Origin of the sequence: Massilia sp. 2TAF26, from assembly GCF_052115005.1 — a bacterium.
In the GTDB taxonomy this organism is placed as follows: domain Bacteria; phylum Pseudomonadota; class Gammaproteobacteria; order Burkholderiales; family Burkholderiaceae_D; genus Telluria.
The window spans coordinates 301,135-326,859 of the sequence record NZ_JBFRFV010000001.1 but is presented as its reverse complement, the minus strand read 5'-3'; the positions used below and the strand labels follow the sequence as shown (position 1 = coordinate 326,859).

At 68.3% G+C, this 25,725-nt stretch carries 26 protein-coding genes; 16 read left to right on the top strand and 10 right to left on the bottom strand.

From position 1 onward, the window contains the following. Nucleotides 1-10 precede the first annotated feature (10 nt). Nucleotides 11-703 carry a protocatechuate 3,4-dioxygenase subunit beta gene (pcaH, locus tag AB4Z32_RS01540; RefSeq protein WP_441933690.1) on the bottom strand — a complete coding sequence of 231 codons (693 nt, stop codon included), beginning with the start codon at nucleotides 701-703 and terminating at the stop codon, nucleotides 11-13. A gap of 139 nt (nucleotides 704-842) precedes the next feature. Here pcaH and AB4Z32_RS01535 point away from each other — a divergent pair, with 139 nt between their 5' ends. Continuing rightward, nucleotides 843-1,616 (top strand): IclR family transcriptional regulator domain-containing protein, encoded by a 774-nt coding sequence (locus AB4Z32_RS01535; protein WP_441933688.1) that lies wholly within the window; start codon nucleotides 843-845, stop codon nucleotides 1,614-1,616. A 139-nt stretch (nucleotides 1,617-1,755) separates the two neighbouring features. Here AB4Z32_RS01535 and AB4Z32_RS01530 read toward each other — a convergent pair whose 3' ends face one another. Further along, nucleotides 1,756-2,661 carry a helix-turn-helix domain-containing protein gene (locus AB4Z32_RS01530; protein WP_441933686.1) on the bottom strand — a complete coding sequence of 302 codons (906 nt, stop codon included), beginning with the start codon at nucleotides 2,659-2,661 and terminating at the stop codon, nucleotides 1,756-1,758. Between the two features lie 128 nt (nucleotides 2,662-2,789). Between AB4Z32_RS01530 and AB4Z32_RS01525 the strand changes: the two genes are divergently transcribed. The 4 genes from AB4Z32_RS01525 (at nucleotide 2,790) to AB4Z32_RS01510 (ending at nucleotide 7,202) form a co-directional block, all read left to right on the top strand. After that, nucleotides 2,790-3,956 (top strand): 4-hydroxybenzoate 3-monooxygenase, encoded by a 1,167-nt coding sequence (locus AB4Z32_RS01525; protein WP_441933684.1) that lies wholly within the window; start codon nucleotides 2,790-2,792, stop codon nucleotides 3,954-3,956. A 116-nt stretch (nucleotides 3,957-4,072) separates the two neighbouring features. Next, complete coding sequence (locus AB4Z32_RS01520; protein WP_441933682.1) at nucleotides 4,073-5,467, top strand: MFS transporter; 1,395 nt, start codon at nucleotides 4,073-4,075, stop codon at nucleotides 5,465-5,467. Nucleotides 5,468-5,472: 5 nt separating this feature from the next. Beyond that, nucleotides 5,473-6,654: a CynX/NimT family MFS transporter gene (locus AB4Z32_RS01515; protein WP_441933888.1), complete on the top strand. Its 1,182-nt coding sequence runs from the start codon at nucleotides 5,473-5,475 to the stop codon at nucleotides 6,652-6,654. 107 nt (nucleotides 6,655-6,761) lie between these two features. Beyond that, nucleotides 6,762-7,202 (top strand): DoxX family protein, encoded by a 441-nt coding sequence (locus AB4Z32_RS01510; RefSeq protein WP_441933680.1) that lies wholly within the window; start codon nucleotides 6,762-6,764, stop codon nucleotides 7,200-7,202. Nucleotides 7,203-7,217: 15 nt separating this feature from the next. Here the strand turns inward: AB4Z32_RS01510 and AB4Z32_RS01505 are convergent, their stop codons facing one another. The 6 genes from AB4Z32_RS01505 to AB4Z32_RS01480 all read right to left on the bottom strand — a co-directional run bounded on the left by AB4Z32_RS01505 (nucleotide 7,218) and on the right by AB4Z32_RS01480 (nucleotide 14,478). Next, nucleotides 7,218-8,057 carry an alpha/beta fold hydrolase gene (locus tag AB4Z32_RS01505; protein ID WP_441933678.1) on the bottom strand — a complete coding sequence of 280 codons (840 nt, stop codon included), beginning with the start codon at nucleotides 8,055-8,057 and terminating at the stop codon, nucleotides 7,218-7,220. Nucleotides 8,058-8,177: 120 nt separating this feature from the next. Continuing rightward, a complete protein-coding gene (locus AB4Z32_RS01500; protein WP_441933676.1) occupies nucleotides 8,178-8,813 on the bottom strand; it encodes a response regulator transcription factor in 636 nt (211 codons plus the stop codon). A gap of 12 nt (nucleotides 8,814-8,825) precedes the next feature. Next, a complete protein-coding gene (locus tag AB4Z32_RS01495; protein WP_441933674.1) occupies nucleotides 8,826-10,841 on the bottom strand; it encodes an ATP-binding protein in 2,016 nt (671 codons plus the stop codon). A gap of 73 nt (nucleotides 10,842-10,914) precedes the next feature. Further along, nucleotides 10,915-12,771, bottom strand: a complete 1,857-nt coding sequence (locus AB4Z32_RS01490; RefSeq protein ID WP_441933672.1) for an amidohydrolase — start codon at nucleotides 12,769-12,771, stop codon at nucleotides 10,915-10,917. Between the two features lie 13 nt (nucleotides 12,772-12,784). Beyond that, nucleotides 12,785-13,411 carry a response regulator gene (locus AB4Z32_RS01485; RefSeq protein ID WP_441933670.1) on the bottom strand — a complete coding sequence of 209 codons (627 nt, stop codon included), beginning with the start codon at nucleotides 13,409-13,411 and terminating at the stop codon, nucleotides 12,785-12,787. 101 nt (nucleotides 13,412-13,512) lie between these two features. Beyond that, nucleotides 13,513-14,478 carry an alpha/beta fold hydrolase gene (locus AB4Z32_RS01480; protein WP_441933668.1) on the bottom strand — a complete coding sequence of 322 codons (966 nt, stop codon included), beginning with the start codon at nucleotides 14,476-14,478 and terminating at the stop codon, nucleotides 13,513-13,515. Between the two features lie 197 nt (nucleotides 14,479-14,675). Between AB4Z32_RS01480 and AB4Z32_RS01475 the strand changes: the two genes are divergently transcribed. Genes AB4Z32_RS01475 through AB4Z32_RS01460 form a run of 4 tightly spaced genes read left to right on the top strand, consistent with a single transcriptional unit; the run spans nucleotide 14,676 to nucleotide 17,048 of the window. Further along, nucleotides 14,676-15,383 carry a YoaK family protein gene (locus AB4Z32_RS01475; protein WP_441933666.1) on the top strand — a complete coding sequence of 236 codons (708 nt, stop codon included), beginning with the start codon at nucleotides 14,676-14,678 and terminating at the stop codon, nucleotides 15,381-15,383. A 20-nt stretch (nucleotides 15,384-15,403) separates the two neighbouring features. Continuing rightward, nucleotides 15,404-16,090, top strand: a complete 687-nt coding sequence (locus tag AB4Z32_RS01470; RefSeq protein WP_441933664.1) for a hydrolase — start codon at nucleotides 15,404-15,406, stop codon at nucleotides 16,088-16,090. 33 nt (nucleotides 16,091-16,123) lie between these two features. Further along, nucleotides 16,124-16,393, top strand: a complete 270-nt coding sequence (locus AB4Z32_RS01465) for a XapX domain-containing protein (protein ID WP_441933663.1) — start codon at nucleotides 16,124-16,126, stop codon at nucleotides 16,391-16,393. After that, a complete protein-coding gene (locus AB4Z32_RS01460; protein ID WP_441933661.1) occupies nucleotides 16,383-17,048 on the top strand; it encodes a response regulator transcription factor in 666 nt (221 codons plus the stop codon). Before AB4Z32_RS01465 ends, AB4Z32_RS01460 begins: the two co-directional genes overlap by 11 nt. A gap of 18 nt (nucleotides 17,049-17,066) precedes the next feature. Here AB4Z32_RS01460 and AB4Z32_RS01455 read toward each other — a convergent pair whose 3' ends face one another. Further along, a complete protein-coding gene (locus AB4Z32_RS01455) occupies nucleotides 17,067-18,140 on the bottom strand; it encodes a porin (RefSeq protein WP_441933659.1) in 1,074 nt (357 codons plus the stop codon). Between the two features lie 195 nt (nucleotides 18,141-18,335). On the opposite strand from AB4Z32_RS01455, the gene AB4Z32_RS01450 reads away from it, so the two are divergent. The 5 genes from AB4Z32_RS01450 (at nucleotide 18,336) to AB4Z32_RS01430 (ending at nucleotide 23,111) form a co-directional block, all read left to right on the top strand. Then, a complete protein-coding gene (locus AB4Z32_RS01450) occupies nucleotides 18,336-18,758 on the top strand; it encodes a DoxX family protein (protein ID WP_441933657.1) in 423 nt (140 codons plus the stop codon). Between the two features lie 116 nt (nucleotides 18,759-18,874). Continuing rightward, nucleotides 18,875-20,671 carry an amidohydrolase gene (locus tag AB4Z32_RS01445; protein ID WP_441933655.1) on the top strand — a complete coding sequence of 599 codons (1,797 nt, stop codon included), beginning with the start codon at nucleotides 18,875-18,877 and terminating at the stop codon, nucleotides 20,669-20,671. 22 nt (nucleotides 20,672-20,693) lie between these two features. Then, nucleotides 20,694-21,296, top strand: a complete 603-nt coding sequence (locus tag AB4Z32_RS01440) for a TMEM175 family protein (RefSeq protein WP_441933654.1) — start codon at nucleotides 20,694-20,696, stop codon at nucleotides 21,294-21,296. Nucleotides 21,297-21,309: 13 nt separating this feature from the next. Continuing rightward, on the top strand, nucleotides 21,310-21,723 hold the full coding sequence (locus tag AB4Z32_RS01435) for a hypothetical protein (RefSeq protein ID WP_441933652.1): 414 nt from the start codon (nucleotides 21,310-21,312) through the stop codon (nucleotides 21,721-21,723). Between the two features lie 56 nt (nucleotides 21,724-21,779). Then, entirely contained in the window at nucleotides 21,780-23,111 is a 1,332-nt protein-coding gene (locus tag AB4Z32_RS01430; protein WP_441933650.1) for a hypothetical protein, read from the top strand. Nucleotides 23,112-23,156: 45 nt separating this feature from the next. On the opposite strand, the gene AB4Z32_RS01425 is transcribed toward AB4Z32_RS01430, so the two are convergent. Further along, nucleotides 23,157-24,224 (bottom strand): GlxA family transcriptional regulator, encoded by a 1,068-nt coding sequence (locus tag AB4Z32_RS01425; RefSeq protein WP_441933648.1) that lies wholly within the window; start codon nucleotides 24,222-24,224, stop codon nucleotides 23,157-23,159. Between the two features lie 14 nt (nucleotides 24,225-24,238). On the opposite strand from AB4Z32_RS01425, the gene bla reads away from it, so the two are divergent. Continuing rightward, nucleotides 24,239-25,129 (top strand): subclass B3 metallo-beta-lactamase, encoded by an 891-nt coding sequence (gene bla, locus AB4Z32_RS01420; RefSeq protein ID WP_441933646.1) that lies wholly within the window; start codon nucleotides 24,239-24,241, stop codon nucleotides 25,127-25,129. Between the two features lie 5 nt (nucleotides 25,130-25,134). Beyond that, nucleotides 25,135-25,722, top strand: a complete 588-nt coding sequence (locus AB4Z32_RS01415) for a YdcF family protein (RefSeq protein WP_441933644.1) — start codon at nucleotides 25,135-25,137, stop codon at nucleotides 25,720-25,722. Nucleotides 25,723-25,725 lie beyond the last annotated feature (3 nt).

Sequence of the window (25,725 nt, the reverse complement as noted above, 5' to 3'; positions counted from 1 at the left end):
TGGTGTCTCCTTACAGGCCCATCGGGGTGGCGTCGCGTCCGCGCAGGACGATATCGAATTCGTAGCCGAGCATCTCGGCGCCGACCGTGTGCTCGAGGCTGAAGCGCGAGATCAGGCGCTGGCGCGCGGCTTCGTCAGGCACGCTCTGGAAGATCGGGTCGTAGTCGAACAGCGGGTCGCTCGGGAAGTACATCTGGGTCACCAGGCGCTGCGCGTACACGTTCCCGAACAGCGAGAAGTGGATGTGGGCCGGACGCCAGGCCTTGTCGTGGTTGCCCCAGGGGTAGGGACCGGGCTTGATGGTGACGAAGCGGTAGCGGCCGTCGTCGTCGGTCAGCATCTTGCCGAGGCCGTGGAAGTTCGGATCCAGCGGCGCCGCGTGCTGGTCCTTGCTGTGCCAGTAGCGGCCGGCCGAATTGGCCTGCCAGACTTCGACCAGCGAGTTGCGCACCGGCTTGCCGTCCTCGTCGACCACGCGGCCGGTGACGACGATCTTCTCGCCCAGCGGCTCGCCCTGGCCGTGGGCGGTCAGGTCGGTGTCGTTCGGCAGCAGGATGTGGGGGCCGGCGACGATGTTGCGCGTGACCGGGACCGGGGCCTCGATGCGCAGGTTGGGCTGGAGCGGGCCGCGCTTGACGGTCGATTTATAGGCGGGATAGACGAGTTCCGGGTAGACGCCCGGCTCGATGGCATCGAATTTCACAGCGAGTCTCCTTGGGAGGGGTTGTTGTGCAATCGATGGTAGGGAAGGGCGGCGGCAGCGACAAGCCGGCAAAGTGCTGCAGCGTTCACTATGCGCGCACTTTGTGCGATACTCGCACAAAACCCCTGCCAATTTGCATATGAGCGAAAAACCTGACGCGCCGCTGGAGCGCGACCTCGTCGGCGGCCTCGAAAAAGGCCTGAAGGTGATCGAGGCCTTCGACCAGGAGCGCTCGCGCTTGTCGATCGCCGAGGTGGCCGAGGCCACCGGCCTGACGCGGGCGGCGGCGCGCCGCTACCTGATCACGCTGACCCACCTGGGCTATATGCGGCACGAGAACAAGCTGTTCTCGCTGACCCCGGCGGTGCTGCGCCTCGGCCAGTCCTACCTGCATTCGGCGCGCCTGCCGCGCATCGCCCAGCCGCCGCTGTACCGGCTCGCGTATTCGCTGGGCGAGGCGGCCTCGGTCGGGGTGCTCGACCACGACCAGCTGGTCTGCGTGGCGGCGGTCAGCGCCGGGCGCCTGGTCTCGGCCACCCTGCAGCCGGGCACCCGGGTGCCGGCCTATTGCACGGCCAACGGGCGCATGCTGCTGGCCTCCCTGCCGCAGGCCGACATCGAACGCTTCCTGGCCCAGGCCACGCCCGAGCAGATCACCCGGCACACGATCGTCGACAAGGAACGCCTGGCGCTCGAGATCGCGCGCGCAAGGGCGCAAGGCTATGCCCTGGTCGACCAGGAGCTGGAACTGGGCCTGCGCACGATCTCGGTCCCGCTGCGGAATTTCCGCGGCGACGTGGTGGCGGCCATGAACGTGAGCGTGCACGCGGGCCGGCTGCCGGTGGAGCAGATGGTGGAGCGTTGTTTGCCGGCGATGATCAAGACGCAGGTGGAGCTGGGGGCGATGTTGTAGCTTACCCCGTCGTGCCTGCGTGATCCCCACGTCGTCCCCGCGAAGGCGGGGTCCCAAGTTCGGCGCATACCTGTAGCGTTTGAACTTGCGGGTGCCCGCGCAAACTTGGATCCCCGCCTTCGCGGGGACGACGAGGTGGCTAGTGATCCGCCTGCGTCCGCTGCCGATACTCCTTCGGCGTCACCCCCACCAGCTTCTTGAACAGCCGGCTGAAGTAAGCCGGGTCCTGGAACCCCAGCTCATAGGCGATGCCGGCCACGCTGGCCGGCACATAGGTCAGCTTGCGGCAGGCCTCCAGCATCAGGCGCTCCTGGGTCATCTCGAAGGCGGTCTTGCCGGCGATTTTCAGGCACAGGCGGTTCAGGCGCACCGGCGGCACGCGCAGCGCGTCGGCATATTGCGGCACCCGCCACTGCTCCTTGTAGCGGCGCTCGATTTCGGTGCGGAAGCGGCTGAACAGCTCGAAGTCCTTACGACCCGAGCTTTCGGCGATGCGCCGTTCGGCCTGCACCCGCGCCAGCATCAACAGCACGCAGCGCGACAGCCAGTCGAGCATCAGGGTATGGCCCTGGCGCGGCCAGGCCGCTTCCGCGATCAGGTTGCGCAGCAGCGCCTCGATGCGCTCGCGCGCTTCCGGCACCGGTCCGAGCCCGATGGCGAGCGGCTCCACGAACAATGAGGTGAACAGGTTGCCGTCCTGGCCGGCGGCGGCGAACAGCATGTTCTGGTCGATCGTCAGGACGTAGCCGTAGGCCTCTTCGGAAAATTCGAAACCATGGGCCAGGGAAGGATGGATGGTGAGCGCGACCGGGCCGTCGAGTTCGCAGACTTCGCCGCCGAGGGTGGCCCTTACGCGTCCGCCGAATAAAAAAAGTACCTGGAACAGACCGGCGTGGGTATGGATGCCGATATGCCAGTCGTAGCCGCGGCTGCGCGTCTCGATCAGTTCGACGTGCACGCCCTCGGCGTCAAGGCCCCTTGTCAGCTCGCCGTAAAGGGCGAACTGGGGGATGGCGGCGGACGGCAGCTTGAGGGCGGAAGGCATGGCGAAGATCGGGACGGTTGGAGTCGAATGAAAAAATAGTACAAGTTTTTTCCATTTTCATCCATTCATATCGGGCCGCCGCCGCACTAGGATGATGTCAACCAGAACACATAAACGGAGACATCATCATGCGTACCCAGGTCGCCATCATCGGCGCCGGCCCCGCCGGCCTTCTGCTTTCCCACCTGCTGCACCTGAACGGCATCGAGTCGGTCGTGCTGGAATCGCGCAGCCGCGCCGACATCGAAGCCACCATCCGCGCCGGCGTGCTCGAACAGGGCAGCATGGACATCCTGAGCGACGCCGGCGTCGGCGAGCGGATGCGCCGCGAAGGCGCGCTGCACCACGGGATCGAGCTGGCCTTCGGCGGCCGCCGCCACCGCATCGACCTGCACGGCCTGACCGGCAAGTCGATCACCGTCTATCCCCAGCACGAGGTCATCATCGACCTGGTGGCCGCACGTCTGGCCGCCGGCGGCGAGCTGCTGTTCGAGACCAGCCAGGTCGAGATCGCCGGCATCGACGGCGAGCGGCCGACGGTCGGCTTCATGCACGGCGGCGTGGCGCACCGCATCGAGGCCGACTTCGTGATCGGCTGCGACGGCTTCCACGGCGTGTCGCGCCCGATGATCCCGGCGACGGTACGCCAGGATTTCCAGCGCACCTATCCTTTCGGCTGGTTCGGCATCCTGGTCGAGTCGGCGCCCTCGTCGGAAGAACTGATCTACGCTCGCCACGAACGCGGCTTTGCCCTGGTCAGCACCCGCTCGCCGACCGTGCAGCGCCTGTACTTCCAGTGCGACCCGCGCGACCACGTCGACAACTGGTCGGACGACCGCATCTGGGCCGAACTGCATGCGCGCCTCGAGAGCGACGACGGCTGGAAGCTCAAGGAAGGCAGGATCTTCCAGAAGGGGATCATCGGCATGCGCAGCTTCGTGTGCGCGCCGATGCGCTCGGGCCGCCTGTTCCTGGCCGGCGACGCCGCCCACATCGTGCCGCCGACCGGCGCCAAGGGCATGAACCTGGCGATCTCCGACGTCAAGCTGTTGTCGCGCGCCCTCGACAGCTTCTACCGCGGCGCCGGCGAGGAAGGCCTGGAGCGCTATTCGAGCGAGGCCCTCAAGCGGATCTGGCGCGCCGAATTCTTCTCGTGGTGGATGACGCGCTTGCTGCACACCTTCGAGGATGCCTCGCCCTTCGACCGCGAAGTGCAGCTGGCGGAGCTCGAGAACGTGGTGGCCTCGCGCGCCCTCAGCACCGCACTTGCCGAGAACTACGTCGGCGCCTTCTGAAGCGGACCTGCAGCGCCGCGGCCCACCCGTGGCGCATATTGCGATACAGTAGAGCCATCAGGCATACGATATAAAACGCGGCCGGCCACCGGCGGGACCGCCCGAAGGAGACACATATGCAGAAAGACGTCCGAGCGGTCGACGTCCAGGACTTCCTCAACCGCCACCGGTTCTCCGGCTTCCAGTGGACCATCTTCGCGATCTGCTTCCTGATCGTGCTGCTGGACGGCTTCGACACCGCCGCGATCGGCTTCATCGCCCCATCCCTGCTCAAGGAATGGGGTCTCAGCAAGGCGGCGCTGGCGCCGGTGCTCAGCGCGGCCCTGTTCGGACTGGCCGCCGGCGGCCTGACCGCCGGTCCCTGCGCCGACCGCTTCGGCCGCAAGACCGTGCTGGTGGCGGCGGTGGCCCTGTTCGGCGCAGCCTGCACCTGGTCGGCCTTTGCGGCCGACCTGACCCAGCTGACCGTCCTGCGCTTCGTGACCGGCCTCGGGCTGGGCGCCGCGATGCCGAATGCCGTCACCCTGATGAGCGAATACTGCCCCGACCAGCGCCGCGCGACCCTGACCAATGCGATGTTCTGCGGCTTCCCGCTGGGGGCGGCGCTGGGCGGCTTCCTGGCCGCCTGGATGATCCCGCAGTGGGGCTGGCGCAGCGTGCTGCTGCTGGGCGGCGCGGTGCCGGTGGTGCTGGCGGCCGTCATGCTGGCGCGCCTGCCGGAGTCGGTGCGCTACATGGTCGCCAAGCGTCATCCCGCCGCGCGCATCCGCGCCGCGCTGCTGCGCATCTCGCCGGCGGCGGCGCAGGCAGCCTCGTTCAGCATGGCCGAGAAGGCCGCGCCGTCCGTCGCCGGCAGCGGCCTGCGCGTCATCCTGTCGCGTCCCTTCATCGTCGGCACAGTGATGATCTGGCTGGCCTACTTCATGGGCCTGGTGATCTTCTACTCCCTCATCAACTGGATGCCGATCCTGTTCAAGGAAGCCGGCCTGGATGCGCGCACGGCCACGCTGGCAGCCTCGCTGTTCCCGCTCGGCGGCGTCGGCGCCATCTTCCTCGGCTGGCTGATGGACCGCTTCAGCGCCAACCGCGTGATCGCGCTGTGCTTCAGCCTGAGCGCGCTGAGCATCTACGCGATCGGCCTGTCGGCCGGCAGCACCGGCCTGCTGATGGCGGTGGTCTTCATCGCCGGCACCCTGATGAATACGGCCCAGTCCTCGCTGCCGGCGCTGGCGGTGGCCTTTTATCCTACCCAGGGCCGGGCCACCGGCGTCGCCTGGATGATGGGCGTGGGCCGCTTCGGCGGCGTCGCCGGCTCCTTCCTGGTGGCCGAACTGGCGCGCCGCCAGGTCGGCTTCGAAGGCATCTTCGCGACGATCGCGGTGGCCGGCGTGCTGGCCACGCTGGCGCTGCTGGTCAAGCACTGGGGCGAGCCGCAGCGTCCCGAATCGGCCGGCTCGGCCGAATCTTCCGGATCGGCCGCGGCGCGCAGCTCCGCGGGCGCCGCGCATTGAGCGGCGTGGGGCGCAGCCGCGCGGCCCGCGCCTTCCTCGGCGCGAGCCTGGTGCTGATCGCCTTCAACCTGCGCCCGCTGTTCTCCAGCGCCTCGGCCCTGCTGCCGGAACTGAAGAGCGAGCTGCAGCTGTCGGCCTTCGGCGCGGGCGTGCTGACCACGCTTCCGGTGGTGTGCCTGGGGCTGTTCTCGCCCTTGGCGCCGCGGCTGGCGCGCCGCATCGGCGCCGAAAGGACCATGCTGGGCGTGCTCCTGCTGCTGGCCCTGGGCACGGCGCTGCGCGGACTGGCGCCGCTGCCGGCGCTGTTCCTCGGCACCGCCCTGGCCGGCGCCAGCATCGCGGTCGGCAACGTGCTGCTGCCGGGACTGGTGAAGCGCGACTTCCCGCACCGGAGCGCGCTGATGACCGGGCTGTACACGATGGCGCTGTGCGGCGGTGCCGCCAGCGCCGCCGGCCTGACCCTGCCCATCGAAAGGCTGCTGGGCGGTTCGATCCACGGCGCGCTGGCCGCGTGGGCGCTGCCGGCGGCCGTCGTCGCCCTCGTCTGGCTGCCGCAGCTCGGGCAGGGGGCGCAGCGGCCGGCGGGCGGCGGCGCCCACATCAAGGGACTGTGGCGCGACCGGCTCGCGTGGAACGTCACCCTGTTCATGGGCTTCCAGTCCGCGCTGGCCTACAGCGTGTTCGGCTGGCTGGTTCCGATCCTGCGCGAGCGCGGGCTCGATCCCGTCCTCGCCGGCAGCGTGGTCTCGATGTCGGTCATGGTCCAGGCCATGTCCTGCCTGGCGGTGCCGCACATCGCCGTGCGCGGCAAGGACCAGCGCCTGATCAACCTGGCGCTGTCCGCGATCGCGGTGGTCGCGCTGATCGGCCTGCTGTTCGCGCCGCTGTCCACGGTCTGGCTGTGGGCGGTGCTGCAGGGCGTCGGCCAGGGCGGCCTGATCGCCGCGGCCATGACCGTCATCGTGCTGCGTTCGGGCGATCCCCAGGTGGCGGCGCAGCTGTCCAGCATGGCGCAATGCGTAGGCTACCTGCTGGCGGCGAGCGGGCCGCTGGTGGTGGGGCTGATCCGCGGCCAGACCGGCGGCTTCGGCTGGTGCGCCCTGCTGTTCGTGGTGCTGGGGGCGATCGCCGGCTTCAACGGCTGGCGTGCCGGGCGGGCGGCGCACGTGGGGGCGGCGCGGGTGTAAGGGTAGCGGCCTGTCCAAGGACAGGGGCGCAAGCGGCTGCGGGCTTCTATCATCGAAGCAGGGCCCGTCGCCCGACCTCCCTCCACACGACACTTTCAGGATTCGCCATGTATTCCAAATCCGCACCCGCCATTCCCACCGGTCGCGCCGACCGCCGTCCCGCCATCGCCTACTGGTGTTTTCTGCTGTTGTTATGTTCCGCCTACCTGCAGGGCGGGATCGAGAAGGCCCTGGATTTTCCGGCGGCGGTCGCCGAGATGCATCACTTCGGCCTGTCGCCCGCCGCGCCGCTCGCCTTCCTCACCATCCTCGGTGAGCTTGGCGGGGCGCTGCTGATCCTTTGCGGGTTCCGACGCTGGCTGGGCGCCGCCTACCTGGCACTGTTCACCTTGGCGGCCAACCTGCTGGCCAACCGCTTCTGGGAACTGGCCGGGGCCGCCCGCACGATGTCCGAGAACGGCTTCTTCGAACACCTCGGCCTGGCCGGCGCCTTCATGATCGTCGCGTATATCGATGTGCGCGAGCGGAAGGCGGCGGCCAGGGGTTGACGCCGGGAGCTGGGATCAGCCGCGCAGGAAGGCCAGCAGCTCGGCGTTGAGCCGGTCCTTGTGGGTGGACGGCAGGCCGTGGCCGGCACCCTCGTAGACCGACAGGCGGCCCTGCGGCAGCAGTTCGACGGCGCGGCGGGCGGTGGTGGCCAGCGGCACGATCTGGTCGTCGTCGCCGTGGATCACCAGGGTCGGCACCGTCATCTTCTTCAGGTCTTCGGTGAAGTCGGATTCCGAGAACTGCTTGATGCAGGCGTAGGCGCTCTTCAGGCTGCACTGCAGGCCCTGGATCAGGAAGGACTGGCGCATGCCTTCCGAGACCTTGGCGCCCGGGCGGTTGAAGCCGAAGAAGGGCATGGTCAGGTCGAGGAAGAACTGGGCGCGGTCGTTCCTGACGCCGTCGCGGATGCCGTCGAAGACCGACATCGGCACGCCGTCCGGATTGTTCGGCGAAGCCATCATCTGCGGAGTGACGGCGCCGACCAGCACCGCCCTGGCGACGCGGCCGGTGCCGTGGCGGCCGATGTAGCGGGCGACTTCGCCGCCGCCGGTCGAGTGGCCGACCAGGGTGGCGCCGGTGATGTCCAGGGTGTCCAGCAGGGTGGCCAGGTCGTCGGCATAGGTGTCCATGTCGTTGCCGTGCCATGCCTTGCTGGAGCGGCCGTGGCCGCGGCGGTCGTGGGCGATCACGCGGTAGCCGTGTTCGGCCAGGTACATCATCTGGTCTTCCCAGGCATCGCCGGACAGCGGCCAGCCGTGGCTGAACACCACGGGAATACCGTGGCCCCAGTCGGTGAAGTGGATGATGGTGCCGTCACGCGCGGTGACGGTATCGATGGTGCGGTTGGCGCTCATGTCTGCTTCCTTTCAGGAGATGGATGATGCCGCTGCTGTGCGGCCCTCCTGTATTGTGGATGGCGCGCCCACGCCGGCCTAGCTATACGAAGGGATACACCGGCGCTCCTTGGCCCGCTCTCACAGGCTGATGTAGCCGCGCTTGAGGGCGAGCGTGACCGCGTGGGTGCGGTCGCTGGCGCCCAGCTTGACCAGGATGGTGCTCATGTGGGTCTTCACCGTCGGTTCGCTGATGCCGAGCGCTTCTCCGATCACGCGGTTGGTGTTGCCGTCGGCGGCCAGGCGCAGCACGTCGAGCTCGCGCGGCGACAGCGCGTCGGCCCGATGGTGGCTGTCGACGTCGCGCTGGGCCAGCGGGGCGATCACGCTGGCGCCCTTGTAGACGTTGCGGACCGCCTGGGCCAGGGCGGTGCCGGGTGCGTCCTTCAGCAGGTAGGCGGCGGCGCCGGCCTTCAGCGCCGCCACCACGCGCGCGTCGCCGCTAAAGGTGGTCAGCACGACGATGCGCGCGTCCGGATGCAGGGCGCGGATGCCGATGATGGCTTCGAGCCCGTCCTTTACCGGCATCTGCAGGTCGACCAGGGAGACGTCGGGACGGTGGCGGGCAAAGTCGGCGATCGCCTCGGCGCCGTTGGCGGCGGTGCTGACGATCTCGATGTCGCCCTCGGCCAGCAGGGCGGCGGCGATCCCCTCGCGCATCATCGGGTGGTCGTCGGCCACCATCACGCGGATCGGTGTTGTAACTGGAGTGTGCATAGCCTTCGGATATTACACCGGAAGCCGCAGGCGGAAGCAGGCGCCCCGTGGCGCGCAGGGATCGTACCAGATATGGCCGCCGTGGGCGCGCGCGATCGACAGGCTGATCGACAGGCCCATGCCGTTGCCGCTGCTGCCGCGCTTGGTGCTGAACATGCTGGTGAACAGGCGCTCGCGGTGGGCGGGGGCGATGCCCGGACCGTTGTCGCTCACCGCCAGTTCGACCGCATGGCCGCCGCGGGCGACGGTCTCGATGCGGATGCGGCGCGCTCCATCCAGCCCCGCGGCGGCGTGGGCCTCGGCGGCGTTGACGACCAGGTTGGTGAGCACCTGCTGCAGCTGGACGCGGTTGGCCTCGATGCTGCGTTCGCCCAGGCCGAGCACGAGATCGAGCTCGATGCCGTGCTTGCGCAGCAGCCGGCGCAGCAACTGCGCCGTTTCGCGCACGGCGCGGTCGAGCACCACGCTGTCGGTTTCCATGTCCATGCCGGCCGCCAGGCGCTGCAGGCCGCGCACGATATTCCCGGCCTGCCGGCCGGCGGCGCCGATCAGGGCCAGGGAATCGAGGGCCCGCTCGACGTCCGGCTGGGCGCGGCGCAGCCATTTGGCGGCGGCCGCCGCGTGCAGGGCGACGGCCGCCAGCGGCTGGTTGAGTTCATGCGCGACCGACTGGCCCAGATCGCAGCCGCCGTCCGTTTCCTGCGCGGCTTCGTTCCACTTCGCCCGCAAGGCTTCGAGATGCCCGAGCGCGCCCCAGCGCCGGCAGGCCAGCAGCGTCTGCTGGCGATACTGGTGGGCGGCCGAGTCCAGGCCGCAGTCCTCGGCCAGTCCAGCGGCCTGCTCGCTGGCGAGGACGGCGAGCCAGTGCAGTTTCGCGCCGGTGGCGAGTGCCGCGGCCCGTTCGAAGCCCCGTAGCGCGCCGAGCGGCTGGCCGCGGCGGCGCTCGATGGCGGCATCCGCCAGTGCCGCCATCGCACCATGGCTGGCCCGGCAGCGCGTGTCGAGCGCCGTCAGCGCATCGCTGTGGCGGCGCAGCGCGTCGAGCGTGAACGGGTCGCCGCAGCGGGACAGGGCGAGGACGGCGAACACGTGGTAGACCAGCAGGTCGCCGGGCGCGCTCAAGGGACCGCTCAGGGCTCCGGCTTCTTCCACTGCGCGCAGCGCCAGCGCATGCTCGCCCGCATACCACGCCGCCTGGAGCCGGGTCAGCCAGTGGCCGAAGCGGCTTTCCTGGCTTGGTGCGCGCAGCGTGCAGAGGCGCTCGAGGATGGCGCCGCCCTGGTGCGACAGGAGGCCGCGCAGCAGGCTGGCGCGGGATTCGAGTTCCTGGACCGCGGCATCGGCGGCCTGGCCGGCCAGCGCCTGGCGGCAGGCCATGTCGAGGTGGTGGGCCAGCGCGGGCACCGGCATGCCGGAAACGAGCCCGGCGCCGTACAGATAGCTGCCGGCGGCCGCGGCCAGGGACTGGCCATGGCAAAGGCCGGCGAGCACGGCGGCGGCGCGTGCCAAGCCCTCGTTCGCCGGCGTCAGCAGCGCCGCATGCACCGCATGCGCCAGGCCGGCGTGGCCGTCGTCCCTGCGTGCAGCGCACTGGAGGCCTGCGCGGGCCAGTTCCAGCGCCGCCTCGCCGCCGCCGTAACGGGCATGGGCGAGGGCGCCGAGCGTCACCAGGGCCAAGGCGGTGGCGCTGCCGGCGCCGCGCAGCAGCGCATGCTCGACTTCGGAAGCGATCGCGGGATGGGGCGCGCCGGCCGCCGTCAGCGCCTGCAGCAGGAAGGCGGGATCCTGGGCGCCTTGCTGCTGCGCCGCCGGCAGATCGAGCCAGCGTGCCGGCGTGAGCCGGCGGATCCGCTCCCAGGCCTGGGAGCAGGCGATCTCGCCAACATTGCCCCCGCGCGGCCTGCGTTCCGGCACCGCAACGGGGATGCCGGAGGTGCCGCTGTCCGGCAGCGCCAGGACCGGCATCCGTAGCCGGGACAGGCCGGCGAACGATAGAGGGAACGGGGCGGTTTTCTGGGCCAGGTTCATGGGAGCTTTCCTTGTTGCGGTTCGCCCCATTATCCGGCCAGTCGGCCCTTAGTCCTTCATACGATAGTCGTAGTCAGAACGCGAAGCAGCTGCAGCCGAAGGCGCCCCAGAAGCCCTGGAAGTCCGACACCGGCACGTTCGAGCGGCGCGCCCGGTCGTGACCGTGGCCGTGCACGCCGCATGGACCCTGGCACTGGTGGGCCAGCGCGGCCGCCGGCTGGGGCACCGCGCGGCGCCAGTGGCCGGCCACCTTGTTCACCGGCGACCACTCCGGCAGCACCGGGATTGGCGGCGGCGCCAGCGGCGTGAACTCGGCCTGGCCGAACACGACCTTGCCGCCGACGATGGTCAGCACCGATTCCAGGCCCTTGATCTCGTCTTCCGGCACGCGGAAGAAGTCGCGGGACAGCACCGCCAGGTCGGCCAGCATGCCCTCGCGGATGCGGCCCTTCTTGCCCTGTTCGCTGGAGAACCAGGCGCTGCCATTGGTCCAGAGTTCGAGGGCGGTCTCGCGCGGCAGGCGCTGGCCGGCGTCGTACAGGCGCAGTCCGCCGACGGTGCGGCCGGACACCAGCCAGTACAGCGCGGTCCAGGGGTTGTAGCTGGCCACGCGGGTGGCGTCGGTGCCGGCGCCGACCGGCACGCCCATCTCCAGCATGCGCGCCACCGGCGGCGTGGCCTTGGCGGCTTCCGCGCCATAGCGTTCGACGAAGAACTCGCCCTGGAAAGCCATGCGGTGCTGGATCGCGATGCCGCCGCCGAGGGCCTTCACGCGTTCGATGTTGCGCGGGCTGATGGTCTCGGCATGGTCGAAGAACCAGGACAGGCCGTCGAAGGGGATCTCGCGGTCGACCTTCTCGAACACGTCCAGCATGCGCGAGATCGACTCGTCGTAGGTCGCGTGCAGGCGGAAGGGCCAGCGGCTGGCCACCAGGTGGCGCACGACCTTTTCCAGCTCGTCCTCCATGCCCGGCGGCAGGTCCGGACGCGGCTGCAGGAAGTCCTCGAAGTCGGCCGCCGAAAACACCAGCATCTCGCCGGCGCCGTTGTGGCGGTAGAAGTCGCTGCCGTCGCCCGGCTTGACCATGCCGGTCCATTGTTCGAAATCCTGCAGCTCCTTGCCCTTGTTCTGGGTGAACAGGTTGTAGGCGATGCGGATGGTCAGCTGGTTCTCCTTCGCCAGCTCGTCGATGACGGCATAGTCTTCCGGGTAGTTCTGGAAGCCGCCGCCGGCATCGATGGCGCTGGTCACGCCCAGGCGGTTCAGTTCGCGCATGAACTGGCGGGTCGAGTTCACCTGCAGGTCGTGCGGCAGGGCCGGGCCCTTGGCCAGGGTCGCGTACAGGATCATGGCGTTGGGGCGGGCGATCAGCATGCCGGTCGGATTGCCCTGGGCGTCTCGCACGATCTCGCCGCCCGGCGGATTCGGCGTGTTGCGGTCGTAGCCGACCGCGCGCAGGGCCGCGCGGTTCAGGAGTGCGCGGTCGTACAGGTGCAGCACGAACACCGGCGTGTCCGGCGCCGCGGCATTGATCTCCTCGATGGTCGGCATGCGCTTTTCGGCGAACTGGAATTCGTTCCAGCCGCCCACCACGCGCACCCACTGCGGATTCGGGGTGCGGTCGGCCTGCTCCTTCAGCATGCGCAGGGCGTCGGCCAGGGAGGGCACGCCTTCCCAGCGCAGTTCGAGGTTGTAGTTCAGGCCACCGCGGATCAGGTGCAGGTGGGAGTCGTTCAGCCCCGGAATGACGGTGCGGCCGTTCAGGTCGATCACCTGGCTGTCCGGCGCGCGGTGGCGCATCACTTCGTCGGTATCGCCGACGGCGAGGAATTTGCCGTCCCGGATCGCGACCGCGCTGGCCTGGGGATTCTGGCGGTCGACGGTGTGGAAGCAGCCGTTGAAGAGGATGAGGGGGGCGCTTGATTGCATGAATGCTCCGTGTTTAAAAGGGATGCAGCAGGCCGCGCCGCTGGGCGACGCTGGCCGCCTCGGTGCGCGAGGTGACGTTCAGCTTGGTCAGGATGTTGTTGATGTGGTACTTCACGGTGCCGACGCCGATGCCGGCATCGCGGGCGATCAGCTTGTTGCTCTTGCCGGCGCTGAGGTGGGCCAGGATGTCGAGTTCGCGCCGCGACAGCGGGCTGGTATGGATGCGCGCGGCCAGCTTTTCGGCCAGGCGCGGCGGCAGGTAGCGGCCCTGCCTGAGCACGTGGCGCACGCAGTCGACGATCTCCTCGAAACCCGACTGCTTCAGCAGGTAGCCGGAAGCGCCGGCGGCCAGGCCGCGGTGCACGTCCTCGTCGCCTTCGTAGGTGGTGAGGATCACGATCTTCGCGTCCGGATGGCGGGCACGTACCCGTGCGATCGCCTCCAGGCCGCCGCCCGGCATGTTGAGGTCGACCAGCAGCACGTCGGGCCGCAGGCGCTCGTACTGCTCGACAGCGCCGTCGGCGTCGGCGGCCTGGCCGAGCAGGACCAGTTCCGGTTCGGCCTCGATCAGGGTGGCGATACCGGCGAGGATGAGCGGGTGGTCATCCGCGATGACCAGGGAGATCGTTGAGTTGTCCATGTGGGTGCTCCGGCTGTGGCAGGCGGGTGCCTGCGCGCTGGCGCAGGCCGCCCCATTCTCGGGCGCGGACGGCCTGCGGTCCAGCTATACCAAAGGATAGGTCAGGCCTTGATGAAGGCGAGCAGGTCGGCGTTGAGGCGATGCTTGTGGGTGGTCGGCAGGCCGTGCGGCGCACCTTCGTAGACCAGCAGGGTCGACCGCTTCACCAGCTTCGCCGCCGCGCGCGCCGAGGCGTCGATCGGCACGATCTGGTCGTCGTCGCCGTGCACGATCAGGGTCGGCACGTCGATCTTCCTCAGGTCGGCGCTGAAGTCGGTCTCCGAGAACTGCTTGATGCAGTCGTAGGCATTCTTCAGGCCGCACTGCATGCCCTGGGCCCGGAAGGTGTCGCGCACGCCCTGCGAGACCTTGGCGCCCGGACGGTTGTAGCCGTAGAAGGGCAGGGTCAGGTCCATGAAGAACTGCGCGCGGTCGTCCACCACCGACTTGCGGATGCCGTCGAATACTTCCATCGGCAGGCCGTTCGGGTTGGTGGCGGACTTCACCATCTGCGGCGGCACCGCGCCGACCAGCACCGCCTTCGCCACGCGCTTGCTGCCGTGGCGGGCAAGGTAGCGGGTCACTTCGCCGCCGCCGGTCGAGTGGCCGACCAGCACCGCGTTCTTCAGGTCGAGGTGGTTCAGCAGGGCCGCCAGGTCGTCCGCATAGTGGTCCATGTCGTTGCCGCCCCAGGGCTGGCTGGACAGGCCGTGGCCGCGGCGGTCGTGGGCGATCACGCGGTAGCCGTGGGAGGCGAGGAAGAACATCTGGTCTTCCCAGGCGTCGCCCTGCAGCGGCCAGCCGTGGCTGAACACGACCGGCTGGCCGCTGCCCCAGTCCTTGTAGTGGATCACGCTGCCGTCGGCGACGGTCAGGAAGTGGCCGGCACCGGCGCCGGCCGGCGCGGCGGCCGGCTTGCCCGTGGCCGCGGCGGCTGCGGCGGAGGTGGAGAGCGCGGCGCCGGCCGCAGCGGCGGTGGCGGCGCCGGCCAGCAGCGAGCGGCGTGCCAGGGAAGGTTTGTCGTTCATGGTCGTGCTTTCGGTTTGTCATGGTAAGGATGACCAGTCTAGGGACCGCAAGCCCCGCCGGCCCCGGCTGAAAGATCGGGTGCGGGCCGAACTGGCCGAATGGGAGGGGCAGGGCGGACGCGGCGGCCCTAGGATGCATGGACTCGCGGTGGCCTGGGACGCGTCCGTCCCAGCACCGCGCCCGATGGGAGACATGCATGAACGATCGAAGCCGCAGCCAGTGCCAGGGTATGGCACTGGGATTCTTTGCAGGGTATGTCGATACCCTCGGCTTTCTGGCGCTGTTCGGCCTGTTCACCGCCCACGTGACCGGCAACTTCATCCTGATCGGCGCCGCGCTGGCGGATCCCTCGCGCAGTTCCGTCCTCCTCAAGTTCCTGGCCTTCCCGGCCTTCATCGCCGGGGTGGCGCTGGCGCGCCTGCTGGTGGTGGCGGCCGAACGGCGTGGCGTCGCGGCATTGCGGCCGGCGCTGGCGATGGAGCTGCTGTTCCTGCTCGGCTTCATGGGCTGCGGCCTGGCGGCGTCGCCGGTCGGCGGCGAAGTCGGTCCGCTGGCGATGGCCGCCGGCCTGCTGGGCGCCGCCGCAATGGGCGCGCACAGCGCCACCAGCCGGCTGCTGCTGGGCCACCTGGCGCCCACCTCGATGATGACCGGGAACGTGACCCAGGTCGTGATCGACCTGGTCGACCTGTTGCGCGGCGCCGACGACCCCGGCGTCAAGGAGCGGCTGGTGAAATTCGTGTGGCCGCTGGCCGCCTTCGCCATCGGCTGCGTCGCCGCGGCATTCGGATTCCACTGGTTCGGCTTCGCCGCGCTGGCGCTGCCCGTCCTGATCCTGCTCGCCCTGCTGGCGGCCGAAAAGCCGTCGCAAGTGGGAGCCTCCCTGCGGCAACCCGCCGCATAATCTCAACCTGAAAGCACGACATGCGCAATCCAAAACTCGAAGTACTGACCCCCGATAACTGCCAGCTGATCTTCATCGACCAGCAGCCGCAGATGGCCTTCGGCGTGCAGTCGATCGACCGCCAGGCCCTGAAGAACAACACGGTCGGCCTGGCCAAGGCCGCCAAGGCCTTCAACATCCCGACCACCATCACCACGGTCGAGACCCAGGCGTTTTCCGGCCCGACCTACCCGGAACTGCTGGACGTTTTCCCGGGCAAGGAAATCCTGGAGCGCAGCTCGATGAACTCCTGGGACGACCAGAAAGTGCGCGACGCGCTGGCCGCCAACGGCCGCAGGAAGGTGATCGTCTCCGGCCTGTGGACCGAAGTCTGCAACACCACTTTCGCCCTGTGCGCCATGCTGGAAGGCGACTATGAGATCTATATGGTGGCCGACGCTTCCGGCGGTACCTCGAAGGATGCCCACGACTTCGCGATGCAGCGCATGATCCAGGCCGGCGTGGTCCCGGTCACCTGGCAGCAGGTGCTGCTGGAGTGGCAGCGTGACTGGGCCCATCGCGATACGTATAATGAAGTGATGGCCATCGTGCGCGAGCACTCGGGCGCCTACGGCATGGGCGTCGACTATGCCTACACCATGGTGCACAAGGCGCCGCAACGCACCGCCGGCAGCCATGAGGTGCTGGCGCCCGTGCCCGCGCGCTGACCAGCGCATGCCTGCCGCTCAACCGGAGAAACCATGAAGATCTATGTCGTCTCGCTGGCGGCCGGCATCCTCGTCGGCCTGATCTACGCCCTGCTGCAGGTACGCTCGCCGGCGCCGCCCGCCATCGCCCTGGTCGGCCTGCTGGGCATGCTGATCGGCGAGCAGGCCGGCCCCGTCATCAAGCGCATGGTGGCCGGCGAGCCGGTCACCGCGGCCTGGCTGCGGACCGAATGCGTGGCCCGCATCACCGGGGTTCCAGCCGTCGCGGCCAAGGCACAGGCCGCGGATGAGCGTGTCTCCTGAAACCCCCGCAACCATCGGCGCCGCCGGCGACGAGCCGGCGCCGATGGTCTACGTGGTCGACGACGACGACACCGTCCGCGACTCGGTCCTGAACCTGCTGCGCGCCGAAGGCTTCGAGGCGCGCGGCTTTGCTTCGGGGCCGGACTTCGTGGGCGAGGTCCGGGCCGAGGCGCCGTCCTGCCTGGTCTGCGACATGCACATGCCCGAACTGGACGGCCTGGAAGTGGCGGCCGAGCTGGCGCGCCTGGGCGCCGACATTCCCGTGATCTTCATGACCGGCTTCGGTACGATTCCGATGTCGGTGCGCGCCATGAAGGCGGGCGCCGTCGAATTCCTCACCAAGCCGGTGGTGCCCGACGAACTGTTGCAGGCGGTGCGCGACGCCCTGGCCGCGGATGCCCGCCGGCTGGACGAGCGCCGCGAGCTGGCCGGCCTGCGCCGGCGCCACGCCAGCCTGACCCCGCGCGAACGCCAGACCATGCAGCTGGTGATCGGCGGACTGCTGAACAAGCAGATCGCCGGCGAGCTGGGCGTCAGCGAGATCATGGCCAAGACCCACAGGCGCAAGGTCATGGAAAAGATGGCGGCGCGCTCGTTGCCCGACCTCGTGCGCCAGGCGGAACGGCTGCAGATCGTCAAGACCCGCAGCCGCTAGCCTCTCCCGTTTCCCGTCTCAGAATGCGTGGCGCATCCCCAGCGCCGTCCCCGACGCGGTGGCTCCGGCGCCGCCATCGAGCCCATTGATCGCGAAGTCGTAGACGCCGTGCGCGTCGTTGCGCAGCCGGGTGTGGAAGACGAACAGGCTGGTGCGCTTCGACAGCGCCAGGTCGTAGCCCAGGGTCGCATGCACGGCGCCGGTCGCGCTGCCGGCGCGGATGAACCCCACCTTTTCCGTTGTGCCGCCCTTGCCGTCGCCGGCTTTCGCGATCGCCAGCTGCAGTCCGTGCGGGCCGAACTGCTTCGTCAGCGACAGGAAGCCCGACACGCGTTCGAGCGTGCCGCCGGCGGTCTCGTAGCGCAGCCATTCGACGGCGCCCGCCAGGCGCAGCGTGCCGAGGCGGTAGGCGGCGGCCAGTTTGCTGGCGCGGTCCTCGAGTCCGGGACCGCGGTAGGCATGGTGGCGTTCGTGCGCCAGCGCGGCAACCAGCCCGCCGCTTTCGTAGATCAGCGCGCCCGAGCTCAGTGATGGCTTCGCGCCGCTGGCCGGTCTTTCCTCGTTCAGGCCGTGCGCAAGACGCAAGCTCAGCCCATGCCAGGCCGGGCTCCAGTAATGCACGCTGTTCTGCTGGCGGCGGTCGAAGGAGCTGGTATCGCTGGCGTTGTTTGCGGTGGCGGCCGAGCCGTTGCCCATGATGCTCATGTAGCCGGCCGTGGTCGGATAGAAGGGATCCAGGCCCGACGTCGCGGAATTGTAGGGCGTGGTCCAGTTACCGCCGAACAGCATGCCCCAGTTGCCCGCCAGGCCGACGCGGGTGTCGCGCGCGGCGATGGCGCCGGCGCCGGTATCGGGCGAGAGCGTGCCTTCGACCTGGAACACCAGGCGCAGGCCGTCCCCCAGGTCCTCGCCGCCGCGCACGCCGAGCACCGAGCGGTAATTCGACAGCCGGCTGGTGGACGCGCCGCCGCTGGTGCGCAGGTCCTCCATCGCGAGGTTCAGGCGGCCGTAGGGCTGGACCGCTTCGGCATGGGCACAGGCGGGCGCTGCCAGCAGGCCGAGGACGGCGCCGCGGAATATCGTTTGTTTCATCTTGTTCGCTGGTTGATCGCAGAAAGGCCGATCTTAGCGGCGGGGATGGGCGCTGAACCCCATCCTTTGGCAAGGCGGGCCCGCCATCGACGCCGATCGAAAAAATCGATGCAAGACCCGCAAATAACTCGTTTTTCTTCCTCCCCGGCGCTCTCCATAATGCCTTCCATTCCCCACTCATCGAAAGGAAAGATCATGGAAACGACCAAACTCTATCCGGCCGGACGCGCACTCGCCGGCATCCTCTTCCTGGTGTCCGGCATCGGCAAGGTGCTGGGTTTCGTTGGCGTGGCGGCGTGGATGAATGGCGCCGGGATCCCGGCGGCCGGCCTGCTGCTGGTGCTGACCATCCTGCTCGAAGTGGGCGGCGGACTGGCCCTGGTGACCGGCGTCCATGCGCGGCTGGCGGCGATCGCGCTGGCGCTGTTCCTGGTGCCGGTCACGCTGGTCTTCCACGGCTTCCGGCATGCCGATGCCACGGAGTTCCAGAACCAGCTGAACCACTTCCTGAAAAACCTGGCGATCCTGGGCGGCATGCTGATCGTGATCGGCGCCGAGAAGCGGCGCCGTGCGGCGGCGCAGGCGAACACGCCGCTGCCGCAGGGGCGCACCGCCTGAACCGCCGCACCGTCCCCGTCCCGGCAATAAGGCAGGGGACGGTGCCGCCCCCGACTGTTATCGTAAAAAGGCCTGCGCGCACAAGCGCCGCCACGAACCCACGAAAGAACCGAGTCATGACGAATCCAACGCCCCTGAATCGCCGCACTGTCCTCGCCGCCGCGCTTGCCGCCGGCATCTTCGCCGCCATGCCGGCGCAAGCCCGCGAGCAGGCCGACCTCATTCTCACCAACGGCAAGGTCGCGACCATGGCCCGCGAGGGCGAGTTCGTGCAGGCCGTCGCCGTCAAGGACGGCAAGGTACTGGCGACCGGCAGCAACGCCGCGGTGCTGAAACTGAAGGGCGCCAACACCCGGCTGATCGACGCCGGCGGCCGCACGGTGATCCCGGGCCTGAACGACTCCCACTTGCACGTGATCCGCGAGGGTCTCAACTACAATATGGAGCTGCGCTGGGACGGCGTCACCTCGCTCAAGCGCGCCCTCGAGATGCTGAAGGAGCAGGCCGCGCGCACCCCGGACGGCGAATGGGTGAAGGTGGTCGGCGGCTGGAACGAATACCAGTTCGAGGAAAAGCGCCTGCCGACGCTGGAGGAAATCAATGCCGCGGTGCCGGACAAGCCGGTCTTCATCCTCTACCTCTACGGCCTGGGCTTCCTCAACAAGAAGGGCATCGACACCCTCGGCTACGACAGGAACACGAAGTACAAGGACGGCGAGGTCGAACTGGGCGTCGACGGCAAGCCGACCGGCAGGCTGATCGCCAAGCCGAATGCCCTGATCCTGTACTCGACCCTGGCGAAAACCAATAAGCTGAGCCGGGACGACCAGCTCAACTCGACCTTGCAGTATTACCGCGAACTGAATCGCCTGGGCCTGACCAGCGCCATCGATGCCGGCGGCGGCTTCCAGAATTATCCCGATGACTACGGTGTGACGCTGGAACTTGCACGCGCCGGCAAGCTGACGGTGCGTACCTCGTATTACCTGTTCGCCCAGCGCGCCGGCAAGGAGCTGGAAGACTTCCAGCGCTGGCTGACGATGACCCATCCGAAGCAGAACGACCACATGTTCTACCCGAACGGCTTCTCGGCCGAGGGCGGCGGCGAGAACCTGGTGGCGAGCGCCGCCGACTTCGAGAACTTCCTCGAGCCGCGTCCCGAACTTCCGCAGGCGATGGAGAGCGAACTGGAACCGGTGGTGAGCCTGCTGGTGAAGAACCGCTGGCCCTTCCGACTGCATGCGACTTACGGCGAAAGCATCGACCGCGACCTGGCCGTCATCGAAAAGGTGAATGCCCGGACGCCGCTGAACGGCCTGCGCTTCATCGTCGACCATGGCGAGACCATCAGCGACAGCCAGCTGGCCCGCATCAAGAAGCTGGGCGGCGGCGTGGCGGTGCAGGACCGCATGCACTTCCAGGGCGAGACCTACTGGAAGCGTTACGGCGAACAGGCGCGCCAGATGCCGCCGATCCGCAGGATGCTCGAACTCGGGGTGCCGGTCGGCCTCGGCACCGACGGCACGCGCGTGTCCAGCTACAACCCCTGGCCCTCGCTGTACTGGGCCGTGACCGGCAAGACCGCCGGCGGCCTGCAGATCTGGAAGATTGAAGACCGCCTGAGCCGCTACCAGGCCTTGAAACTGATGACGACCGGCTCGGCCTGGATGAGCGGCGAAGAAAAGATCAAGGGCAGCATCAAGCGCGGCCAGTACGCCGACTTCGTGGTCCTGCCCGAGGATTACTTCACCATCGACGCCGAGAAGATCAAGCGGCTGGAGAGCGTGCTGACGGTCGTGAACGGCAAGGTGGTCTACGGCGCAGGGGCCTACGCGCCGCTGGCGCCGCAGCTGCCGGCGGTCTCGCCGGCCTGGAGTCCGGTCGCCGTCCACGGCGGCTACCAGCAGCGCTGAGCGCGGGCAGGGGACAACTTCGATGGGCAAGGGCAGGCTGGAAGCCTTCAGCGATGGCGTCATCGCCATCATCATCACGATCATGGTGCTCGGGCTGGAAGTGCCGCACGAGGGCACGCTGGCCGCCTTCGAGCACATGGCGCCGGTGCTGCTGGGCTATGTGCTGAGCTTCGTCCACGTCGGCATCTACTGGAACAACCATCACCACCTGTTCCAGGCGGTGCGCGACATCGACGGCACGGTGCTGTGGCTGAACCTGCACTTCCTGTTCTGGCTGTCGCTGCTGCCCTTCGTTACGCACTGGATGGGCGCGAGCGGCTTCGCGACCGCCCCCGTATCCGTCTACGGCGTGGTGCTGTTCATGTGCGCGGTGGCGTATGTGCTGCTGGTGCATCGCCTGGCCAGCCGGCGCGGCGGCAACCGCAGGCTGGCGCTGGCGATCGGCGCCGACCGCAAGGGCTGGATCTCGTTGCTGCTGTATGCCTGCGGGATCGGCTTCGGCTGCGTGCAGGCCTGGATGGGGCTGGCCGTCTACGTGATCGTCGCCCTGATCTGGTTCATCCCGGACCGCCGCATCGAACGCCATGTGGGTGAAGCGCCTGACGCCGAAGCCGGTTTGAAGTGAGATTGGCGGGTTGTTGCAGTCCATCCAGGGTCTGCTCTGGAAGATGCGGGCCGCCGCGCGGCGCCTGGGCGAGGACGATCGCAAGCCGATCGACGAAGCCCTGGACAGCGCCGGCCAGGTGCTGGCGGAAGGGCGGGACCGGGTTGCCGGACTGCGCGGCGAAAGCGTGATGCAGGCGGCTTCGACGTGCGCGCGCGGCAAGCCATCCACCCTCGACGGCGCCGTATGCGATGCGGTGTTCGCGATTGCGCGCGAAGCCATTTGGAACGCCTTCGTGCACGCCCGGCCGCACAAAGTGACGGTGACGCTGGCGTATGGCCGGCGCGAGCTGGTGTCGAACCAAGGCCAGGGGACCACCTGGACACTGCGCGTACCCGTCGGGCCCGCCGGCATCGCGGCCGCCACCAAGGCAGCCAGCGCCGCCTGACGCCGGTCAACCGGGTCTACCCTTGATTCTTCGATAAGTCTGCCGTTAACACCGGCATGACCTCGATTTCTGCCCTCTCGTCCATCGCCAGGCAACAGCCTGCCGCCGCCTATGCGGCCGTCCCGCCTGCCTCCGGCGCCCCCGCCTCGGCCGCCAGGCCGGGACCCTCGAGCATCGTGCAACTGAGCCCGGAAGGCCTGGCCGCCGCCAGGGCGCAGGCAGGCGCCGCCACGCCCGCGGCCCGCCTCGCGGATATTGGTGCGGCCCGGCTGTCGGGCTTCAGGACCGGCGCGGTGCTACCTGTGGCCAGCGGACAGCTTCCCGGCCAGGCCGACAATCGCTTCACCCTGAGTATCGTGACGGACAGCGGCAAACGCGTGGAGCTGGGCCTGGCCAGCCGCGGCGACCGGCTGAGCGTCCGCGTCGATGCGGACGAAGGCCTGAGCATCGACGAACGCGAAGCGCTGGCCGGGCTGGCGCAGGGCTTCCAGGATGTCATCGGCGGCATGGACCGCGACCATCCGCAGATCCGTCTCGACGGACTGGCGCAGTTCGACAGCCGCTTCCTGCGCTCGGTCGACCTGCATGCCGAGCTGACGCCGCCGGGACCCGCCGCGGAGACGCAGAAGCTCGACCTCCATCTCGACGCCGGCCAGCGCAAGGTCGCCATCGACGGCCCGGCCGGCAAGATCGACGTCGCGGTCGACATGAGCAAGCTGGAGACCCTCGGCACCCGCAAGCAGCAGGCCAGGGCGATCGACAGCTACCTGAAGCAGTTCGACGAGGCAGCCGCCCGCGGCCATGCGGACTCCAGGCTGATCGGCATGTTCAAGGATGCCTTCGCGAGCATGAGCGCCACCTCGGCCAGCGACGAACTGGACGAGACCGGGATCACGCTGGGCAGGCCCCGGGCCTGGTCGGCGCAAGACCGCGCGCTGCTGACCGGCCTGGCCGACTTCAGCGCCAACGTGACCCAGGCCCCGGGGTGGAGCAATCCCGCGCGGCGCGACGAAGCCGACGGCTTCCAGTACGAGGTTTCGCAGGCGTCGCGCACCGGCGGCAGGTCGCGCGCCGAGCGCTCGCTGGAGCAGGTGCAGAAGTCGCATCTGCGGGCCCAGTTCCACGTCGGTCTCGAGGGCGAGGGGCAGGCGAAGCCCGGCGCCAGGCTGCCGGCGCAGAACTACGACTACCACGAGATCGACGATGCCGCGAGCAGCGCGCTGCGGCTGGCGTACAAGGATGGACAGTTGCGCCAGGCCAGCCTTGAGCAGTCGCTCAGCCAGTCCGAACGCATCCGCAAATACGTCCTCGGCAAGCTGCAGTCGCACCGGACGCTGCCCGCGCACACGCAGGTCACGCGCGACCTGCTTGCTTCGCTCGCGCACTGAGCGGGGAGATCTACCTGGCGGGGACCAGCGCCGCCGGGCTTGTCGTCAGCCCTGGACCTGCCGGTCGCGCAGGAATCTGGCGGGCGTGCTTCCGTAGCGGCGCTGGAAGGCCTTTGCCAATTGCTGGGGATTCGGATAGCCGCAGGTGTTGGCGATGATCTTTGCGGACAGTCCCGACGACAACAGCCCATGCGCGTGTTGCAGGCGCAAGCTCTCGACGAAGCGCGCCGGAGGCTGGCCGAGGCAGGCATTGAACTTCCGTTGGAAATTCCGCGGGGACATCATCGCCCGCGCCGCCAGGGATTCGACGCTCATTGGCTGCGACAGGTGGGCCTTGATCCAGCCGATCAACTCGGAAAAGTCGTTGTCCGCCTTCTTGAGCGCGGCAACCACGCCGCTGACCTGGGGCTGATAGCCGGGCCGCCGCGTCTCCAGCACCAGACGCCGCGCGATTTCGTTGGCGACGCTCTCGCCCAGGTCGCGGGCGACCATCTGCAGGGTCATGTCGATGCCGGTGCTGACGCCGGCGGACGTCCACAGCCGCCCGTGTTCGATATAGATCGCATCGGCGACGACGCTGATGCCGGGTATTTCGCGGGCCAGGCTGGCGCATGCCGACCAATGGGCCGTGACACGTGCCCCGTCAAGCACGCCGAGCCGGCCCAAGGCCTCGGTTGCCGGCGCGCTGCTCGAGCCGAAACGCCGGCAGGCGGATATCGCGCGCAGCGCCCACTCGCGCATGGCCGGTTGTTCGAAGGCGTCCGCCGCGGCATGGTCTCCGCTGCCGGTAAATATGACCGTGTCGACGCTGTCCGGGGCGAGGGTGGAAATCGAATCGGTCGAAATGGTAATCGCCGACATACTTTCAATCGGCCCACCCGTCGGTGAAAGGATATGGATGCCGTAGACCGGATGCCCTGCGACGTTATTGGCAGCGGCAAACACCGCCGCGGAACCGGTGATGTTGAGAATCTGGGCACCCTCGAAGACCAGGAGGGCGATGGTTCTGGGCGACTGCATGGTTTGATTTGATTTCCCCGGCGACATGGCGCAATTTGACCAGAGTTTGTCGTTTCTGACCATCGCAAAGGAAGGGTAGACTTCAACGCTCAATCATTTCACGAAGCATGATGAAAACAATCGGCATCGCTCTTACCATTCTCGGTACGGCCCTTTTCGCTGGCGCGCCGGCCCGCGCCGCGGACTGGTACGCCCCCCAGGAACCATTTGCGGTTTACGGCAATACCTATTACGTCGGCACCGGCGGCATCAGTGCGGTTCTGATTACGTCTCCGGCCGGTCATGTCCTTATCGATGTCGGCGGTCCGCTGGCGCCCGACCAGGTCGTAAAACACATCCGGAAACTGGGATTCAAGGTCGCGGACATCCGCTACATCCTGAATTCGCACGCCCACACCGACCACGCGGGCGGCATTGCCAGGCTGCAGACACTGAGCGGCGCCACGGTATTGGCGAGCCCGGCGTCGTTGAATGTGCTGTCGAGCGGCCGGCCGGACAAGACCGACCCGCAGATCGCAAATCTGGTTCCGTTGGCGCCTGTCGCCAACATACGCGTCCTCCATGACGGCGAGGTGGTCCGGCTCGGCCCGATCGCCGTCACCGCACACTTCACACCCGGGCATACCAGGGGCGGCACCAGCTGGACCTGGCAATCCAGGGAAAATGGACGGGTCGCCAATATGGTGTATGCGGACAGCCTGTACGCGTTCTCCGGCGACGGCATTCCCTTCAGCGCCAACCCTGGCTACCCGAATGCGAAAGCGGACGTCGAAGGATCCATTGCCGCCGTCGAGTCCCTCGACTGTGACGTACTCGTGTCCGCCCACCCGGAACTGGGCGGTTTATGGGAGCGAAAGGCAAAACAGCCTGCGCTCGGGAACGCCGCCTTTATCGATAAGGACGCCTGCCGCGGCTATGCCGCCAGGTCCCGGGCCCGGCTTGCACAAACGCTGGCCGATGATGCCGCTGCGGCGGAAGCCGGCAAGGCGGCAAGGTGACAGGCATGCACGGCGAAGCGCCAGGCCCGGATCTGTCGGCGATAGCGGACTACATCATGCCGGACATTCCCGAGCAAAGAGCGGATCTCGGCTTCGTGTTCGGGACGCGGCAGGGCGTCGAGGAATTCTGTCTGACGGCGCATTCGCTCTGGCAGCGCAAGATGTTCGACAGGCTCCTGATTTCCGGAGGTGCGACGCGTGGGCAAGCTGAAACCGAGGCCGACGTGATCGCCGAAAGCCTGCTTCGGATGGGCGTCCCCCGGGACGTGATGATCCTGGAGAAGTCGGCGACGAATACGGGCGAGAACGTCATTTTCTCGCGCAATAAGCTCGCCGAGACCATGGCGCTGGACGACATCAAAAGCGTTCTCGTGATCGGCAAGATCTGTTCTCTACGGCGTTACCTGATGACCCTGGAACGCCATTGGCCCGGTCTCGTGCTGTCCGCCGCACCCGTCAATTTTTTCGGAGTCGACAAGACGCACTGGCACACGCATGCGGACTTCCGTGCGCGGGTGCTCGCCGAATTCGAAAAAGTACCGGATTACCTGCGCCGCGACTTCCTGCGCGAACTTGCATCGCAAAGCCAGTGAAAG